This window comes from Sodalis sp. RH21, assembly GCF_047324175.1.
Classification (GTDB): domain Bacteria; phylum Pseudomonadota; class Gammaproteobacteria; order Enterobacterales; family Enterobacteriaceae; genus Acerihabitans.
This window is the reverse complement of sequence record NZ_CP178732.1, coordinates 180,680-196,737: the sequence shown is the minus strand read 5'-3', so window position 1 is coordinate 196,737 and position 16,058 is coordinate 180,680. Positions and strand designations below refer to the sequence as shown.

12 protein-coding genes are annotated in these 16,058 nt (G+C 56.2%); 8 read left to right on the top strand and 4 right to left on the bottom strand.

Going from position 1 to position 16,058, the window contains the following annotated elements:
- The first annotated feature begins 114 nt into the window (after positions 1-114).
- Positions 115-2,673, top strand: a complete 2,559-nt coding sequence (gene mrcA, locus ACL2XP_RS00850; protein ID WP_413736729.1) for a peptidoglycan glycosyltransferase/peptidoglycan DD-transpeptidase MrcA — start codon at positions 115-117, stop codon at positions 2,671-2,673.
- Between the two features lie 50 nt (positions 2,674-2,723).
- Here the strand turns inward: mrcA and nudE are convergent, their stop codons facing one another.
- Positions 2,724-3,275, bottom strand: coding sequence for an ADP compounds hydrolase NudE (nudE, locus tag ACL2XP_RS00845; RefSeq protein ID WP_413736728.1), 552 nt, complete (start codon positions 3,273-3,275; stop codon positions 2,724-2,726).
- A gap of 458 nt (positions 3,276-3,733) precedes the next feature.
- On the opposite strand from nudE, the gene ACL2XP_RS00840 reads away from it, so the two are divergent.
- From ACL2XP_RS00840 to pckA, 5 genes are all read left to right on the top strand, one after another.
- Positions 3,734-5,869: an IgaA/UmoB family intracellular growth attenuator gene (locus ACL2XP_RS00840; RefSeq protein ID WP_413736727.1), complete on the top strand. Its 2,136-nt coding sequence runs from the start codon at positions 3,734-3,736 to the stop codon at positions 5,867-5,869.
- A gap of 27 nt (positions 5,870-5,896) precedes the next feature.
- Positions 5,897-6,586, top strand: a complete 690-nt coding sequence (gene yrfG, locus ACL2XP_RS00835) for a GMP/IMP nucleotidase (protein ID WP_413736726.1) — start codon at positions 5,897-5,899, stop codon at positions 6,584-6,586.
- 12 nt (positions 6,587-6,598) lie between these two features.
- On the top strand, positions 6,599-7,015 hold the full coding sequence (hslR, locus tag ACL2XP_RS00830) for a ribosome-associated heat shock protein Hsp15 (protein ID WP_413736725.1): 417 nt from the start codon (positions 6,599-6,601) through the stop codon (positions 7,013-7,015).
- A 32-nt stretch (positions 7,016-7,047) separates the two neighbouring features.
- Positions 7,048-7,926, top strand: a complete 879-nt coding sequence (gene hslO / locus ACL2XP_RS00825) for an Hsp33 family molecular chaperone HslO (RefSeq protein WP_413736724.1) — start codon at positions 7,048-7,050, stop codon at positions 7,924-7,926.
- A gap of 190 nt (positions 7,927-8,116) precedes the next feature.
- Positions 8,117-9,736 carry a phosphoenolpyruvate carboxykinase (ATP) gene (gene pckA / locus ACL2XP_RS00820; protein ID WP_413736723.1) on the top strand — a complete coding sequence of 540 codons (1,620 nt, stop codon included), beginning with the start codon at positions 8,117-8,119 and terminating at the stop codon, positions 9,734-9,736.
- A gap of 120 nt (positions 9,737-9,856) precedes the next feature.
- Here the strand turns inward: pckA and envZ are convergent, their stop codons facing one another.
- From envZ to greB, 3 genes are all read right to left on the bottom strand, one after another.
- Positions 9,857-11,224: a two-component system sensor histidine kinase EnvZ gene (gene envZ, locus ACL2XP_RS00815; RefSeq protein ID WP_413736722.1), complete on the bottom strand. Its 1,368-nt coding sequence runs from the start codon at positions 11,222-11,224 to the stop codon at positions 9,857-9,859.
- A complete protein-coding gene (ompR, locus tag ACL2XP_RS00810) occupies positions 11,221-11,940 on the bottom strand; it encodes a two-component system response regulator OmpR (protein ID WP_003853014.1) in 720 nt (239 codons plus the stop codon). Before ompR ends, envZ begins: the two co-directional genes overlap by 4 nt.
- 289 nt (positions 11,941-12,229) lie before the next feature.
- The gene (gene greB, locus ACL2XP_RS00805; protein WP_413736721.1) at positions 12,230-12,715 is read right to left on the bottom strand and encodes a transcription elongation factor GreB; all 486 of its coding nucleotides are present in this window, start codon (positions 12,713-12,715) and stop codon (positions 12,230-12,232) included.
- A 237-nt stretch (positions 12,716-12,952) separates the two neighbouring features.
- Here greB and ACL2XP_RS00800 point away from each other — a divergent pair, with 237 nt between their 5' ends.
- Positions 12,953-15,277, top strand: coding sequence for a Tex family protein (locus ACL2XP_RS00800; protein WP_413739040.1), 2,325 nt, complete (start codon positions 12,953-12,955; stop codon positions 15,275-15,277).
- Positions 15,278-15,820: 543 nt separating this feature from the next.
- Positions 15,821-16,045, top strand: a complete 225-nt coding sequence (gene feoA / locus ACL2XP_RS00795) for a ferrous iron transporter A (RefSeq protein ID WP_413736720.1) — start codon at positions 15,821-15,823, stop codon at positions 16,043-16,045.
- Positions 16,046-16,058: the final 13 nt, after the last annotated feature.

Genomic DNA, 16,058 nt, shown 5'->3' with positions numbered 1-16,058 from the left:
CCGACCTCCCTATCGTCCGTGATTAAAAGTACGTATCCAACATGCAGGCTTCCCTTTATACTAGCGCGCGGTTGTTTATAAACTGCCCAAATGACATGAAATGGGAAATCTCAGGTGAAGGTCGTAAAATATTTTTTAATCTTTGCAGTGTGTTGCATTGTGCTGGGAGCCGCCTCGATATTTGGCATGTACAAATACATCGAGCCGCAGCTGCCTGACGTCGCGACCCTGAAAGACATCAAGCTGCAGACGCCGATGCAGGTCTTTAGCGCGGACGGCGAGCTGATAGCGCAGTTCGGCGAGAAGCGCCGCATCCCCTTGAAACTTGGCCAGATACCGCCCGATCTGGTCCACGCGTTCGTGGCCACGGAAGACAGCCGCTTCTATGAGCATCATGGCGTCGACCCGGTGGGCATCATGCGCGCCGCGTCCATTGCGCTGATGTCCGGCCATGCTTCCCAAGGGGCCAGCACCATTACGCAGCAGTTGGCGCGCAACTTCTTTCTCAGCCCGGAACGCACCTTGATCCGCAAGATCAAAGAAGCCTTCCTGGCGATTCGTATCGAGCAGATGCTGACGAAAGATGAAATTATCGAGCTGTACCTGAACAAAATTTATCTCGGCTACCGCGCCTACGGCGTCGGCGCGGCCGCGCAGGTCTATTTCGGTAAGGATGTCGGCCAGCTCACCCTAAGCGAGATGGCGGTGATCGCCGGCCTGCCGAAAGCCCCGTCCACTTTCAATCCGCTGTTTTCCCACGATCGCGCGCTGTCGCGGCGCAATTTCGTCCTGTCCCGGATGCTGGATGAAAACTACATCACCCGCGACCAGTACGAGCAGGCCCGCAACAGCGAGCTGGTAGCCAACTATCATGTCCCGCAGATTGGTTTTTCGGCGCCCTATGTGTCTGAAATGGTGCGCCAGGACATGATGAAACGCTACGGGGAAAACGCCTATACCGACGGTTACAAGGTCTATACAACCATCACCAAAAAGCTCCAGCTGGCGGCGCAGGACGCCGTACGCAACAACGTGATTGATTATGATATGCGCCATGGCTACCGCGGCCCGAGCAACGTGCTGTGGAAAGTGGGCGAAATGGCCTGGGACCAGAAACATATCGTCGATACGCTGAAAACGCTGCCGGTATATGGTCCGCTGTTCCCGGCGGTGGTCATTGAAACCGCCCCGGATCACGCCACCGCGGCCATGGCGGACGGCAGCAACGTCTCCCTGCCCATGGCCGGCATGCGCTGGGCGCGGTTATTTAAAACCGACACGCTGCAAGGACCGTCGCCGAAGAAGGTCACCGATGTCGTGCAACCCGGCCAGCAAATCTGGGTGCGCAAGGTGGACGACGTCTGGTGGCTGGCGCAGGTGCCGGACGTCAACTCCGCCCTGGTATCCATCGATCCCGCCAACGGCGCGGTTAAAGCGCTGGTGGGCGGCTTCGATTTCAATCAGAGCAAATTCAACCGCGTGACCCAGTCGCTGCGCCAGGTGGGTTCCAATATCAAACCCTTCCTGTACACCGCCGCCATGGACAAGGGCCTCACCCTGGCCACCATCCTCAACGACGTGCCGATTTCCCGCTGGGATGCGGGCGCCGGCTCCGACTGGCGGCCCAAGAACTCGCCGCCCACCTATGACGGGCCGATTCGCCTGCGTCAGGGGCTGGGGCAGTCGAAAAACGTGATGATGGTACGCGCCATGCGCGCCATGGGAGTGGATTACGCCGCCGAATATCTGCTGCGCTTCGGGTTCCCCGCGCAGAATATCGTGCATACCGAATCGCTGGCGCTGGGCTCCGCGTCATTTACGCCGCTGCAACTGGTGCGCGGCTATGCGGTGCTGTCCAATGGCGGCTACCTGGTCGATCCCTACCTGATTACCAAAATCGAGGACGAAGCGGGTAATGCCCTGTTCGAAGCCAAGCCGAAAGTGGTATGCGATACCTGCAATTTGCCGGTTATCTACGGCGATACCAATAAGTCCGCCGTGTTGTCCGACGACAGCATGGAAAACGTGGCCATATCGCGCCAGCCCGACAATAACGCCAGCGTCCCGATGCCGCGCCTGGAAACCGTCTCCCCGGCCCAGGCGGCGGCGGATGGCGGCCAACTGTATGCGCCCCATGTGATAAGCACGCCGCTGGCGTTTTTGATTCACGACGCGCTCAACAGCAATATTTTCGGCGAACCGGGCTGGATGGGCACCGGCTGGCGGGCGGGTAAAGATCTCAAGCGGCATGATATCGGCGGCAAAACCGGTACCACCAATGACTCGAAAGACGCCTGGTTCTCCGGTTACGGTCCGCAAACCGTCACCTCGGTCTGGATTGGTTTCGACGACCATCGCCGCAATCTGGGACGGGCCTCGGCATCCGGCGCCATCGCCGATCAGATTTCCGGCGGCGAAGGCGGGGCGAAGAGCGCCCAGCCGGCATGGGACGATTTTATGAAGGTGGCGCTGGAAGGCTTGCCGGAGCAAAAAACCACCCCGCCCCCGGGGATCGTGACCGTGAGCATCGACAAGAGCAGCGGCAAGCTATCCGATGGCAGCGGCAATAGCCGCGAAGAATACTTTATCGATGGTACGCAGCCAAAAGACAGGGTGGTTCATGAGGTGGGCACCACGATGATGGATAACGGCGAATCGCACGAATTATTCTGAGCCAGCCTTTCCTCCCGCAAAAAGCGGATGTCATGGACATCCGCTTTTTTTTATTTTTGCATCAGCCAGGCATGGGCCAGGAACAGTGCGCTGACATTGCGCGCTTCCCTGAAATCCGGTTCATTGAGTAAGTCCATCATGGTGGCGATGGGCCAGAGGACCTGGGGCAGAGGTTCCGGTTCGTCCCCCTGGCGCTGCTGCGGATAAAGATCCTGGGCCACGACGATATTCATTTTGCTGGAGAAGTAGGAAGGCGCCATGGTGAGCTTGGTTAAAATTTCCATGCGCCGGGCGCCGAAGCCGACCTCCTCCATTAATTCCCTATTCGCCGCTTCCAGGATATCTTCTCCGGGGTCGATCAGGCCTTTGGGAAAACCCAGCTCATAGTCCTCGATACCGACGGCATATTCGCGGATTAACACTAAATGCTCGTCGATGATCGGCACAATCATCACCGCTTCGCGATCCGAAGGCTGCATTCTTTCATAGATCCGCCGCGCCCCGTTGCTGAATTCAAGATCGACGGATTCAACGTTGAACAGTCGGGAACGGGCGACGGTCTCGATTTTATGTATTTTTGGTTTTTGCAGGTGCTTGTCCATAGATGTCCCGGGGCTGACAAAATACACGTAACAGCATAACCGCCTATTGGCAGAAACAACAGGTTCAGGCAACAAACGCCGCTGCCATTATCCCATGATACCGCCGCTACGCCGCCGCCGAGATGGCGATGAAGACTAATGAACTTGATTGCATAGCACATAAATGAGAATCTGCACTGCAGACCGTAATCAAATGCTATCCCAAGGCAAGAAAAAAAAAGAATTAAGATTAAAATAGGAAAATACCGATATATCACACGAGCTTGGATTGCTACCCTATTTCAACATGGATAATTGTTTTGCCTTATCCTGCAGGTCTGGTCAAGTAAACCAATGCGCGCGTCATTTGTCCGAAATGGCGCGAGTGATGACGACCGCGGCAAAACGCCGGTTGCCGGGTACGTAGCATCTTCTTGATGTATCGTAATTTTTTGGGTTCGTAGGTCGATGGGGATGGCATGAGCACAATAGCAATTGTATTGGCCGTACTGTTAACCTGCGCGATCGCGTTCATCGCTTACCGGTTGTACCGCCAACGCCTTATCCCCGCCTCTATTAAACGCCTGCCGACGCTTCACCCGGTGCCGCGCAAAATGAACGCCGCGGAACGCGAGGCGGTGGAGCAATATTTCCAGCTTAATAAACATTTGCAATTCAGCTCCCCGCTCGCCGCGCCGCCAACTCAGGGCTTCGAACTCCTGGCGCTGACGACGCAAAGCGAAAATGTCTACGCGGTTACCCATGCCATCACCCGCTATGGCCTGGCCACCGATGCCCCGCATAAATGGCGTTATTACCTTGATAGCACCGAAGTGCATCTGCCGCCGTTATGGGAGCAATATATCGCGGAAGATAATCACGTCGAGCTGATAAAAACCGCCAGTATCCCGCTGGTTATTGCGCTTAACGGCCACTCGCTGGTGGATTATATGTATGCCGCACCGCCGGCCAGCACCCCGCCCCAGGTAGTACCGAATTCGTCCATGCGCGAGCAGGAAACCGAGCAGGTCGAGCTGATCGATATCCGTAAGGAAACCGTGCAGGAATATGCGGTAAATCGCCCGTCCGGGATACGTGAAGCCGCCATTTTGAGCTTGTCCCTGCTGCTGCTGTTCGTGAGCCTGCTGGCCCCGGTGCTGGCGGTACCCTGGCTGGTGGCTACCGCGGCGCTGCTGATTATTTGGGGCGGCTGGCGTTTGTTCCGGCGGCCATCCGAGCGAGCCCGGCAGGATGTGCATTGCCTGCGCGGCACCCCCAAGCGCTGGGGCCTGTTCGGCGAGTCCGATCAAAACCGCATCAATACGATCTCGCTGGGCATTATTGATTTAACCTACCCCGCCCACTGGCTGCCGTTTATCAACCATGACATGGGTAAAAAAACCAACGTTGATATCTACGTCAACCGCCAGGTGGTGCGCCAGGGCAAATATCTGTCCCTCCATGACGAGATGGTGCACTTCCCGCTCCAGCGCTGGGGCAAAAACGGCGTGCTGTTCGGCAGTTCCTTGTTGATACTGTGCCTGCTGCTGACCTATGTCCCGCTCACGTTGCCGCTGACGCTCAGCATGGCGTGGCTGAAAGGGGCGCAGGATATCCAGGCGCTGGATGTCAATACGCTGCAGAACGCGCAGCTACGCATCGGCGATACGCTGCACGCGCAGGGTTCCGGCATGTGCTATGTGGATACGACCCTCACGTCCGGCGCGAAAGACCCGTTTATCCCTTTCGACTGCGCCAGTATTTATTGGAATAACGCCGAACCGCTGCCGCTGCCGGAGTCGGAAGCGGTGGATAAAGCCATGGTATTGCTCAATACCGTCAACACCCAATTGCATCCCGAATTGGACAATGATCCCAAAATCAATCCGGGGCTGGCGAGCGCGATCCAAAAATCGGGGATGATCCTGCTGGATGACTTTGCGGATATTGTGTTGAAAACCCAGGATCTTTGCCATGAGGACGGCGCCTGCCTGCGGCTGAAAACCGCGCTGGTGAATCTGGCCAACGCCCGCGACTGGCCGACGCTGGTGAAACGGGCGCGCAACGGCGCGCTCAAAGGGGTGAATGTCCTGCTGCGGCCGGTAAGCGCGGAAACGCTGCAAAATCTGGTTGCCACCGCGACTTCCTCGTTTTTCACCAGTGAAACCCGTCTGGCGATCAATGCGCTCAATAGCCCCTCCCCCGGGGGATTTTTGATCCAAAGCGACGAAGGTAAATTATTGGTCGATCACCCGCTGCCGACCAGTTCGTTATATAATTCCAGCGGTCTGGATCAGTGGCGCGGATTGCAGCATCTCTCCTCCATGCTATTGCATACCCCATTCCGGGCGCAGGGCGTCATTACCAATCTTAGCGTTGATGCCAACGGCACCCGCCATATCTCGCTGCACAGCGAGCCGGATGTCATTACCGTCTGGCGCTATCTCGGCACTACCCTGCTGCTGCTGGTGGTAATCGTCAGTGCGCTGGTGAACGTCGTCCTGCTGATTATCCGCCTGGGTAAAAGCCGCCACCGCGCCCAGGATATACAGCGCTATTATGAAAGCTGTTTTAACCCCTCGATGCCGGATGCCGCGGTAAAGGCGCTACGCTAGCTGTCGCATTCGTCTGGAGATAACGCTATGTCACCTGCTATCGATTGGCGCCATGTGGATACGGTGATCCTGGATATGGATGGCACCCTGCTGGATCTCGCTTTCGACAACCATTTCTGGCTACAGCATGTGCCCGCATGCCTTAGCCAGCGCCGGGGAATTACCCTGGAACAGGCCAGGGCGCTCATCCTGGAAGAGTATCTGGCGGTACGGCATACCCTTGACTGGTACTGTTTCGATTACTGGAGCCAGCGGCTGGATTTGGATATTCACCGCATGACCACCGAACTGGGGCATACGGTGCGCCTGCGCGACGATACGCTGCCGTTGCTCACGGCGTTAAAGCAATGCGGCCTGCGCACGATTTTACTCACCAACGCCCATCCACAGGGGCTGGCGGTCAAGATGGCGCATACGGGTTTGAATCAGCACCTTGATTTATTACTTTCCACCCACATATTTGGTTATCCCAAGGAAGATCGGCGGTTATGGCAGCAGGTGCAGCGCCATGCCGGCTTTACGCCGGCGCGCACCCTGTTTATCGATGATGGGGAAACCATACTCGATGCGGCCGATGACTTTGGCATTCGCTACTGCCTGGGCGTAACCCATCCGGACTCCGGCCTGGGCGCGCAGGTTTATCAACGCCATGCCTCGCTGGATGATTATCGAAGCTTGATACCCGAACTGATGCGGACGTTTGCCGGCACGGCGTAGTCTGGAGGCAATATGAAACATGCGGATAACGACGAACGGGATGAAGCCGTCCGGCTTGATAAATGGCTGTGGGCGGCCCGGTTTTATAAAACCCGCGCCATTGCCAGGGAAATGGTGGAAGGCGGCAAGGTGCATTACAACGGGCAGCGCACCAAACCGGGCAAGATTATGGAGAGCGGAGCGGAAATCACGCTGCGCCAGGGCGACGATGAACGCACCGTGGTGGCGCTGACGCTAACGGTACAGCGGCGTCCCGCCAGTGAAGCCCAGCAGTTTTACCAAGAAACGCCCGCCAGCGTGGCCAAACGGGAAAAATTGGCCGCGGCGCGCAAGATCAATGCGCAGAACGTATCTCATCCGGACCGGCGTCCGGATAAAAAAGAACGCCGCAATCTTATTAAATTTAAATATGGTGAGTCGGGAGAGTAAACCGCCCTCCTCCACCGGTAAGCGAGATTATTATGGCAATCCATGACCAGCTACACCGTTATCTGTTTGAAAATTATGCCGTGCGGGGTGAACTGGTTTCATTGCATGATACCTACCGGCAAGTCCTTGGCCAGCATGACTACCCGCAAAGCGTCAAAAATCTGCTGGGCGAAATGCTGGTGGCCACCAGCCTGCTGACGGCCACGCTGAAGTTCAGCGGCGAAATCACCGTGCAATTACAGGGGGACGGACCGCTGCGCCTGGCGGTGATTAACGGCGACGACCGGCAAAACATGCGTGGGGTGGCGCGTATCGACGGTGACATCGCCGATGATAGTTCCCTGAAACAGATGGTCGGCAATGGCTATCTGGTCATAACGCTGACCCCGGATGAAGGCGAGCGTTATCAGGGAGTTGTCGGGCTGGAAGGCGAACATCTGGCCGACTGCCTGGAGAACTACTTTCTGCAATCCGAGCAGCTGCTCACCCGGCTGTTTATCCGCACCGGTGCGGTCGGCGGACAGGTTGCCGCCGCCGGCATGCTGTTGCAGGTGCTGCCGGCGCAGGACGCCAACCCCGACGATTTTGATCATTTGGCCAAGCTGACGTCCACGGTCAAGGCGGAAGAGTTGTTTAACCTGCCGGCCGACGAAGTGTTATATCGCCTCTACCATCAGGATGAAGTTTCGCTCTATCCCCCGCAGGACGTGCGTTTTCTTTGTACCTGTTCGCGCCAACGCTGTGCTGACGCGCTGCTGACGCTGCCTGGGCATGAGCTGGAAGAGATGTTGGATCAGGACGAAACCATCGACATGCATTGTGATTTTTGCGGTAGTCATTATGTCTTCAACGGGGCGGACATCGAGGCTATAAAGCTAGGCAGGACCGGCGCTAACGACCAATTGCATTAATATTCACCGCCAAATTCCGGACAGACTCACTTGCCAATGTTAGCGCATGCTGACGCATTTTTTATGCGTCAGCTCCCAAATTGGCGTAAATCTTGCTGACTTAAGTTAATTCATGACTCACCTCTCAGTGAGCCCCTGTGCATTCCCTACAATCGTTACAGGTAATAATTGAAAGCTAAGGAGTCATCAGATGGCAAGTCATGGTATAACCGCACAAGACCTAGCCGGCTATGGTATTTCGGATAGTAGCGAGGTTATTTACAATCCCGGCTTTGCATTGTTGTTCCAGGAAGAAACCGCCGATTCGCTGGAGGGATTCGAACGCGGCACGGTTACCCAATCCGGAGCCGTAGCCGTGGATACCGGTATTTTCACCGGCCGCTCGCCGAAAGACAAATATCTGGTCCGCGATGACGTCACCCGCGATACCGTCTGGTGGTCGGATCAAGGTAAAGGCAATAACGACAATCATCCCCTCAGCCAGGAAACCTGGAGCCAGCTAAAACAATTAGTCGGTAACCAGCTCTCGGGCAAACGCCTGTTTGTGGTTGACGCCTTTTGCGGCGCTAATGAAAACAGCCGGTTAAAAGTCCGCTTTATTACCGAAGTCGCCTGGCAGGCGCATTTCGTGGTTAATATGTTTATCCGCCCCACCAAAGAAGAACTGGTGGGCTTTACGCCGGATTTCGTGGTGATGAACGGCGCCAAATGCACCAATCCCGACTGGCAAAAACAGGGGCTGCATTCGGAAAACTTTATCGCCTTTAACCTGACGGAAAAAATGCAGCTCATCGGCGGCACCTGGTACGGCGGCGAAATGAAGAAGGGCATGTTCTCCATAATGAACTACCTGCTGCCGCTGCAAGGCATCGCCTCGATGCACTGCTCCGCCAATGTCGGCGCCGACGATGATGTGGCCATTTTCTTTGGCTTGTCGGGCACCGGCAAAACCACGCTCTCCACCGACCCGCACCGCCGGCTGATCGGCGATGATGAACATGGCTGGGATGACGACGGGGTGTTTAACTTCGAAGGCGGGTGTTATGCCAAGACCATCCATCTGTCCGAAGAAGCCGAACCGGAAATTTACCACGCCATTCGCCGCGATGCCCTGCTGGAAAACGTGGTGGTCAGGGCCGACGGCAGCGTGGATTTCGACGACGCCAGCAAAACCGAGAATACCCGGGTTTCCTATCCGATTTATCATATCGAAAATATCGTTAAACCGGTGTCAAAGGCCGGCCACGCGTCAAAGGTCATATTCCTTACCGCCGATGCCTTTGGCGTGTTGCCGCCCGTGGCGCGCCTGACGGTGGAACAGGCCCAATACCATTTCCTGTCCGGGTTTACCGCCAAACTGGCCGGTACCGAACGCGGCATCACCGCGCCGACCCCAACCTTCTCGGCCTGCTTTGGCGCGGCCTTTTTATCGCTGCACCCGACCCAATATGCCGAAGTGCTGGCCAAACGCATGAACGCCTCCGGCGCTAAAGCTTATTTGGTGAATACCGGTTGGAATGGCACCGGCAAGCGTATTTCCATCAAGGACACCAGAACCATTATCAACGCTATCCTGAGCGGTGAAATCGACGAGGCCGAAACCATCACTCTGCCGGTGTTCAATCTGGCGGTGCCGCTGCATTTAACCGGCGTGGACGACCATATTCTCGACCCGCGCCGGACGTATTCCGACCCGCGGCAATGGCAGGAAAAAGCCGACGATCTGGCCCAGCGTTTTATTACCAACTTTGACAAATATACCGATACGCCGGCAGGCAAGGCGTTAATTAAAGCCGGCCCGAAGTTGTAGCCATACCGTTGACATCATGAGGATGTAATACCGCCTGACCCTGCCCCATACCTTGCGGGAGAAACCACATTCTCCCGGAGGGTATGGGGCATTTCTTTGCCATCGATACGGCCAGCCCGTTTAACCGGCCTTGCGCTGGGCATGGCCCGCCGGGGCGTCTAGGGATTGGACGGGCAGCGGCAAATAAGCGCGGATGCGCAATCCGCCGCGCTCGCTGCTGCCTATATCCAGGGTGCCGTCATGGGCATCAATGATGCGCTGGACAATGGCCAGGCCCAGGCCGGTGCCGCTGGTGCTGCGGGCGCTATCGCCGCGCACAAAGGGCTGGAACAGGTATTTAAGCTGCGAAGGCTCGATGCCCGGCCCGTCATCTTCCACTTCAAACCAGACCCGATGCGCTTCCTGCCCGCTATTGACCCTAATCCAGCCATTGCCGTAACGGGCGGCATTGACCACCATATTCACCGCCGCCCGCTTAATGGATAGCGGGTTAACGTTGACGATCAGTTCCTCATCGCACATTCCGGTTTCGATAATGCGCTCATAACCGCTTTCAGCGGCGACTACTTCCGCCAGAATACCGTTGAGGTCCGCCATCTCGGTCTGCATTTCCTGGCCGGTGCGCAGATAATCGATAAACTGCTCGATGATGGCGTTGCACTCTTCAATATCCTTGTTGATCGATTCCGATAAATAGCCGTCCTCGGTGCTCATCATTTCGGTCGCCAGGCGGATGCGCGTCAACGGCGTGCGCAAATCATGGCTGACGCCGGCCATCAGCAGCGTACGGTCGTCAGCCAGCATTTTGACGCCGGACGTCATCTGGTTAAACGCCCGCGTCACGGAACGCACCTCGGAGGCGCCATATTCCCGCAGCGGCGGCGGAATAATACCTTTGCCCACCTGGAGAGCGGCATGTTCCAAATCCACCAATGGCCGGTTCTGCATCCTGATAAACAGCCAGGCGCCGCCAATCGCCAGCAGCATGATGGCCAGGGTATAGCGGAACAGGGGCGAAAAATCCCCTTGATGGATTTCGGTTAGCGGAATGCGCACCCAGATATCCGGCGATAGCCAGGTTTTGAGCCAGACCACCGGCGAATTTTTGGTGACTTCGACCCGCACGTCGGTTGGGCCGCCCAGTTGCTGGGCCATCTGCTGGCTGAGAAATTGATAATGTTGCGCCCAACGTAGCCCGCTCTCTTCCGCGGCCGCGTTGGTATAAAGGGAAATACCCAATTCGCGGTATATTTCACGGCGAAATGCCGGCGGCACTTCCAGCAGGGTGCCGTCTTCAAGCTGCAGGCGGTCGGTCATCAGCATTCTGACTTCGTACGCCAGCACTTTATTGAATTGTTGCAAACTGGGTAATATCGCGAAATTCAGCACTACCAGATAGGTCGTCACCAGGCTGACAAACAGCAAGGTAACGATTAACAGTAAACTCCGTGCAAACGAACTGCGCGGAGAGAAGCGCCATCGCTTCATGCTTTACTGCCGTCCGGAACGAATACGTAACCCAAACCCCAGACGGTCTGAATATAGCGCGGATGAGCGGGGTCTTCCTCGACCATGCGGCGCAGGCGGGAAATTTGCACGTCGATGGAGCGTTCCATGGCGCTGTATTCTCGCCCGCGGGCCAGATTCATCAGCTTGTCGCGCGACAGCGGTTCACGGGGATGGCTTACCAGCGCTTTGAGCACCGCAAACTCTCCGCTGGTCAGCGGCATGGGTTCATCTTCGCGAAACATCTCGCGGGTGCCCAGGTTAAGTTTGAATTTGCCGAAGGCGATAATGGCCTCTTCCTGCGACGGCGCGCCGGGCAGCTCATTGGCCTGGCGGCGCAAAACGGCGCGGATGCGCGCCAATAGCTCGCGCGGATTAAACGGCTTGGGAATATAATCATCCGCGCCGATTTCCAGGCCGACAATCCGATCCACTTCCTCGCCTTTGGCCGTCACCATAATAATCGGCATCGGGTTGCTCTGGCTACGCAGCCGGCGGCAAATGGACAAACCGTCTTCGCCGGGCAACATCAGGTCGAGCACCATCAGGTGAAACGACTCGCGGGTCAACAAACGATCCATTTGTTCGGCATTGGCGACGCTGCGCACCTGGAAACCCTGTTCGGTCAAATACCGTTCCAGCAGTGCCCGTAAACGCATGTCGTCGTCCACAACCAGAATTTTGTAATTCTCTTGCATTCTCTCTCTCCCAAAGGCGATACGCCCGTAAGCGTATTGTTCAGAAACCCGTAAGGCACTGACAGCGGTTTCAGGTGTATATTCTAAGCAAAATTGTTACAAAGCATATGGAAATACGTAGTTATCCACACATTCGGCAAAAATAGGCTCTTTATTAAGATTATTGCCGGCCGTTGGCGGGATTTATCCACAATTGCCGGTACGGCGCTCCAAAAACCCGCTCAGGATGATTGTTCCCTTTACCCCCGGCAAAGTAAACCTTAGCCGGCTTATATTTCATGATTTTCGCTTATAGGTCCTCGGGTTCCTGATAAACAATAGCCGCCACATACCAGGTTTTCGGCCCGGTGGGGGTCGCTACCACCGCTTCGTCATCCACCGCTTTTTTAATTAACGCCCGGGCCATGGGCGAATCAATGGAAATATAGGATTTGTGTTTGAAAATCTCATCCGGCCCAACGATACGAAAGCGCATATGCTCGCCCTGCTCGTTTTCCACCTCCACCCAGGCGCCGAAAAACACTTTGCCCTCTTGTTGCGGCGAATAATCCACCACCCGCGCCTCTTTTAATACCTTGCGCAAGTAGCGTACCCGCCGATCGATTTCCCGCAGGATTTTTTTGTTGTAGTGATAATCGGCGTTTTCGCTGCGATCGCCCAAACTGGCCGCCCAAGAGACTTTTTCAGTGATTTCGGGACGATAGCGTTTCCAGAGATGATCTAACTCCGCCTGGAGTTCCTGATAGCCTTTACGGGTAATAAGGTTGGTTTTCATCGGGACCATTTTGCCAATAGTTAAAGCCGCATCGGGCAAATATACCATAGCCCGGGCCCGCTGATTTGCCCGGCGCGCAATGCGGGGCATCCCCCTGGCCATGCGCCGCGTCCAGGCCGCAACTCTGCGCCAAACTCGCAATGCAACGGTCAGACGACTGGCATTTTGGCGGCGCAATACGTATAACTGTCCACTGCATAAGTTACCTTAAACATGATGACGACTAAAAAAAGCATGATGAATGATCCTTTGAATCGCCTAATTGCCGCTGAGCTAAAAGCCCGTCCCGAGCAGGTCGACGCCGCGATCCGCCTGCTGGATGAAGGAAATACCGTCCCTTTTATCTCCCGCTACCGTAAAGAAGTGACCGGCGGCCTGGACGATACCCAGCTGCGCCAGCTGGAAACCCGGCTCGGTTACCTGCGCGAGCTGGAAGAACGGCGCCAGACTATTCTGAAAGCCATTGACGATCAGGGCAAACTGACCGAGCAGCTGGCGGGCGCCATTAACGCCACGCTGAGCAAAACCGAGCTGGAAGACCTGTACCTGCCCTACAAACTCAAACGGCGCACCCGCGGACAAATCGCCATCGAAGCCGGCCTGGAGCCGCTGGCGCAAACCCTGTGGCAACATCCCGACCAGCAGCCGGAAGAGGCGGCGGTGGAATATGTGAATGCCGAGAAGGGTGTGGCGGATACCAAGGCGGCGCTGGACGGGGCGCGTTATATCCTGATGGAGCAATTTGCGGAAGACGCCGCGCTGCTGGCGAAAATACGCCATTACCTATGGAAAAACGCCCATCTGGTGTCCACGGTTATTGCCGGCAAAGAGGAAGCCGGCGCCAAGTTCCGCGATTATTTCGCGCACCATGAACCGCTGGCGCAGGTGCCCTCCCATCGCGCGCTGGCCATGTTCCGCGGCCGCAACGAAGGCATATTGCAGATTTCCCTTAATGCCGATCCGCACGCCGACGAACCGCCGCGCGAAAGTTATTGCGAGCAGATGATTATCGACCATTTGCAGGTCCGCTTTAACCAGGCGCCGGCGGATGCCTGGCGCAAAGCGGTGGTCAGCTGGACGTGGCGCATCAAGATCCTGCTGCATCTGGAAACGGAACTGATGGGCAGTATCCGGGAAAAAGCCGAAGAAGAAGCCATTCAGGTTTTTGCCCGCAATATGCACGATTTGATGATGGCCGCGCCGGCGGGCCTGCGCCCGACCATGGGCCTGGATCCGGGCCTGCGCACCGGCGTGAAGGTTGCCGTGGTGGACGCCACCGGCAAGCTGGTGGCCACCGATACCATTTATCCCCATACCGGCCAGACGGCGAAAGCGGTGGCGGCGGTGGCGGCCCTGTGCATTAAACATCAGGTGGAGCTGGTGGCCATCGGCAACGGCACCGCATCGCGGGAAACCGAGCGGTTTTTCGCCCTGGTGAAAGAACAATTTCCCAAGGTCGCGGCGCAGAAGGTGATCGTGAGCGAAGCGGGGGCGTCGGTCTATTCGGCCTCGGAGCTGGCGGCGCTGGAGTTCCCGGACCTGGATGTCTCCCTGCGCGGCGCGGTGTCCATCGCCCGCCGGTTGCAAGACCCCCTGGCGGAGCTGGTGAAAATCGACCCCAAAGCCATTGGCGTCGGCCAATACCAGCACGATGTCAGCCAGAGCCTGCTGGCGAAAAAGCTGGATACGGTGGTGGAGGACTGCGTGAACGCCGTCGGCGTGGATCTGAACACCGCCTCGGTGCCGCTGCTGACCCGCGTCGCGGGGCTGACCCGCATGATGGCCCAGAATATCGTTAACTGGCGGGATGAAAACGGCCGGTTCCGCGATCGTAATCAATTGCTGAAAGTGGGCAGGCTCGGACCGAAAGCCTTTGAACAATGCGCCGGATTCCTGCGCATCAATCATGGGGATAATCCGCTGGATGCATCCACGGTGCATCCGGAAAGCTATCCGGTGGTGGAGCGCATTCTCAAGGCGACGGAGCTTTCGCTCAGCACCCTGATGGGCAATGCCGGCGCGCTGCGCGCCCTCGACCCGGTCCGCTTTATCGATGAACGCGTCGGACTGCCCACCGTGACCGATATTATCCGCGAGCTGGAAAAACCGGGGCGCGATCCGCGGCCGGAATTCAAGACCGCGACCTTTGCGGACGGCGTTGAAACATTGCAAGATCTGACCCTGGGCATGATTCTGGAAGGCACCGTAACCAATGTCACCAACTTTGGCGCCTTTGTGGATATCGGCGTACACCAGGACGGCCTGGTGCATATTTCGTCGCTGTCGGCCAACTTTGTGGACGACCCGCATAAAGTGGTCAAGGCCGGAGATATCGTCAAAGTCAAGGTCATGGATGTGGATTTGCCGCGTAAGCGTATCGCCCTGACCATGCGCCTGGACGAGCAGCCGGGCGAAACGCTGAGCCGGCGTGAGGGCAATGATAAGCGGCGGGATGCCTCCGCGCGCCCGGCGGCCAAACCCCGCTCCGCGGGTCCCGCCGCCAGCGCCGGTAATAGCGTATTGGGCGACGCGCTGGCCGCGGCGCTGGGTAAAAAACGCTGATTAACGGCGGTTGATGAATAAAAGGCGCGAGGGGAAATTAACCCTTCCGCCTTTTTTATTCGGACCGCCGGAGAAATATGCGCTAACCAATGTGAAACGTTGAATACCTTTTATTAATATTGAAATAGAGTTTTTAACATTTCACGCGTAATTACGTTGCCGCAGACATATTTTTTTTCTTAACTATTAAGATTGAATTAATTTATTAATAAAACCAACAATATCATTGTGCCAGCTATATTATTTACCTTCATAATTAATTTGGGCGATTCGGTTAGAATATTTTACCGAAATACATATACGAATAATTTTCATTTGCTAAAAGGAGCCATTGGTGTTAAAACTGCGTTATTAAATCAATGGCTTTGGCAATTATTTTTTCCTAATAGCTTATACCAGCGGCGGCTTCAGTTCATTGCGGGCTATCAGCCGCCCCGTTGCAATTGAGCCAATGCCCGGCCGGATGATTTGACTTATTTACAGCAGCTTCATTAAACACCGCCATAGCATCTTAGTTATTGCCTTGGTAATTAAGAAGGTTATATGCATCTATTGCCGCATCATCATTATAAAATCCTCGGTTACGGCCAGGGAATAAGCCCCGTATACCGCCAAAAGCTATTGTCCTTGGGCATGCTGCCGGGATCGTCTTTTCAGGTCATTCGCGTAGCGCCCCTCGGCGACCCGATTCAAATCGAAACGCGCAGGATGCAATTGGCCTTGCGCCGAAAGGACCTTTCCCAGTTGCTGCTGGCGAGCATAACCTAACCCGCCGTACCGC

Coding starts and splice junctions, on each gene's coding strand:
- nudE (WP_413736728.1), bottom strand. CDS start 3,275: ATGGACAAGCACCTGCAAAAACCAAAAATACATAAAATCGAGACCGTC.
- ACL2XP_RS00840 (WP_413736727.1), top strand. CDS start 3,734: ATGAGCACAATAGCAATTGTATTGGCCGTACTGTTAACCTGCGCGATC.
- yrfG (WP_413736726.1), top strand. CDS start 5,897: ATGTCACCTGCTATCGATTGGCGCCATGTGGATACGGTGATCCTGGAT.
- hslR (WP_413736725.1), top strand. CDS start 6,599: ATGAAACATGCGGATAACGACGAACGGGATGAAGCCGTCCGGCTTGAT.
- hslO (WP_413736724.1), top strand. CDS start 7,048: ATGGCAATCCATGACCAGCTACACCGTTATCTGTTTGAAAATTATGCC.
- pckA (WP_413736723.1), top strand. CDS start 8,117: ATGGCAAGTCATGGTATAACCGCACAAGACCTAGCCGGCTATGGTATT.
- envZ (WP_413736722.1), bottom strand. CDS start 11,224: ATGAAGCGATGGCGCTTCTCTCCGCGCAGTTCGTTTGCACGGAGTTTA.
- ompR (WP_003853014.1), bottom strand. CDS start 11,940: ATGCAAGAGAATTACAAAATTCTGGTTGTGGACGACGACATGCGTTTA.
- greB (WP_413736721.1), bottom strand. CDS start 12,715: ATGAAAACCAACCTTATTACCCGTAAAGGCTATCAGGAACTCCAGGCG.
- ACL2XP_RS00800 (WP_413739040.1), top strand. CDS start 12,953: ATGAATGATCCTTTGAATCGCCTAATTGCCGCTGAGCTAAAAGCCCGT.
- feoA (WP_413736720.1), top strand. CDS start 15,821: ATGCATCTATTGCCGCATCATCATTATAAAATCCTCGGTTACGGCCAG.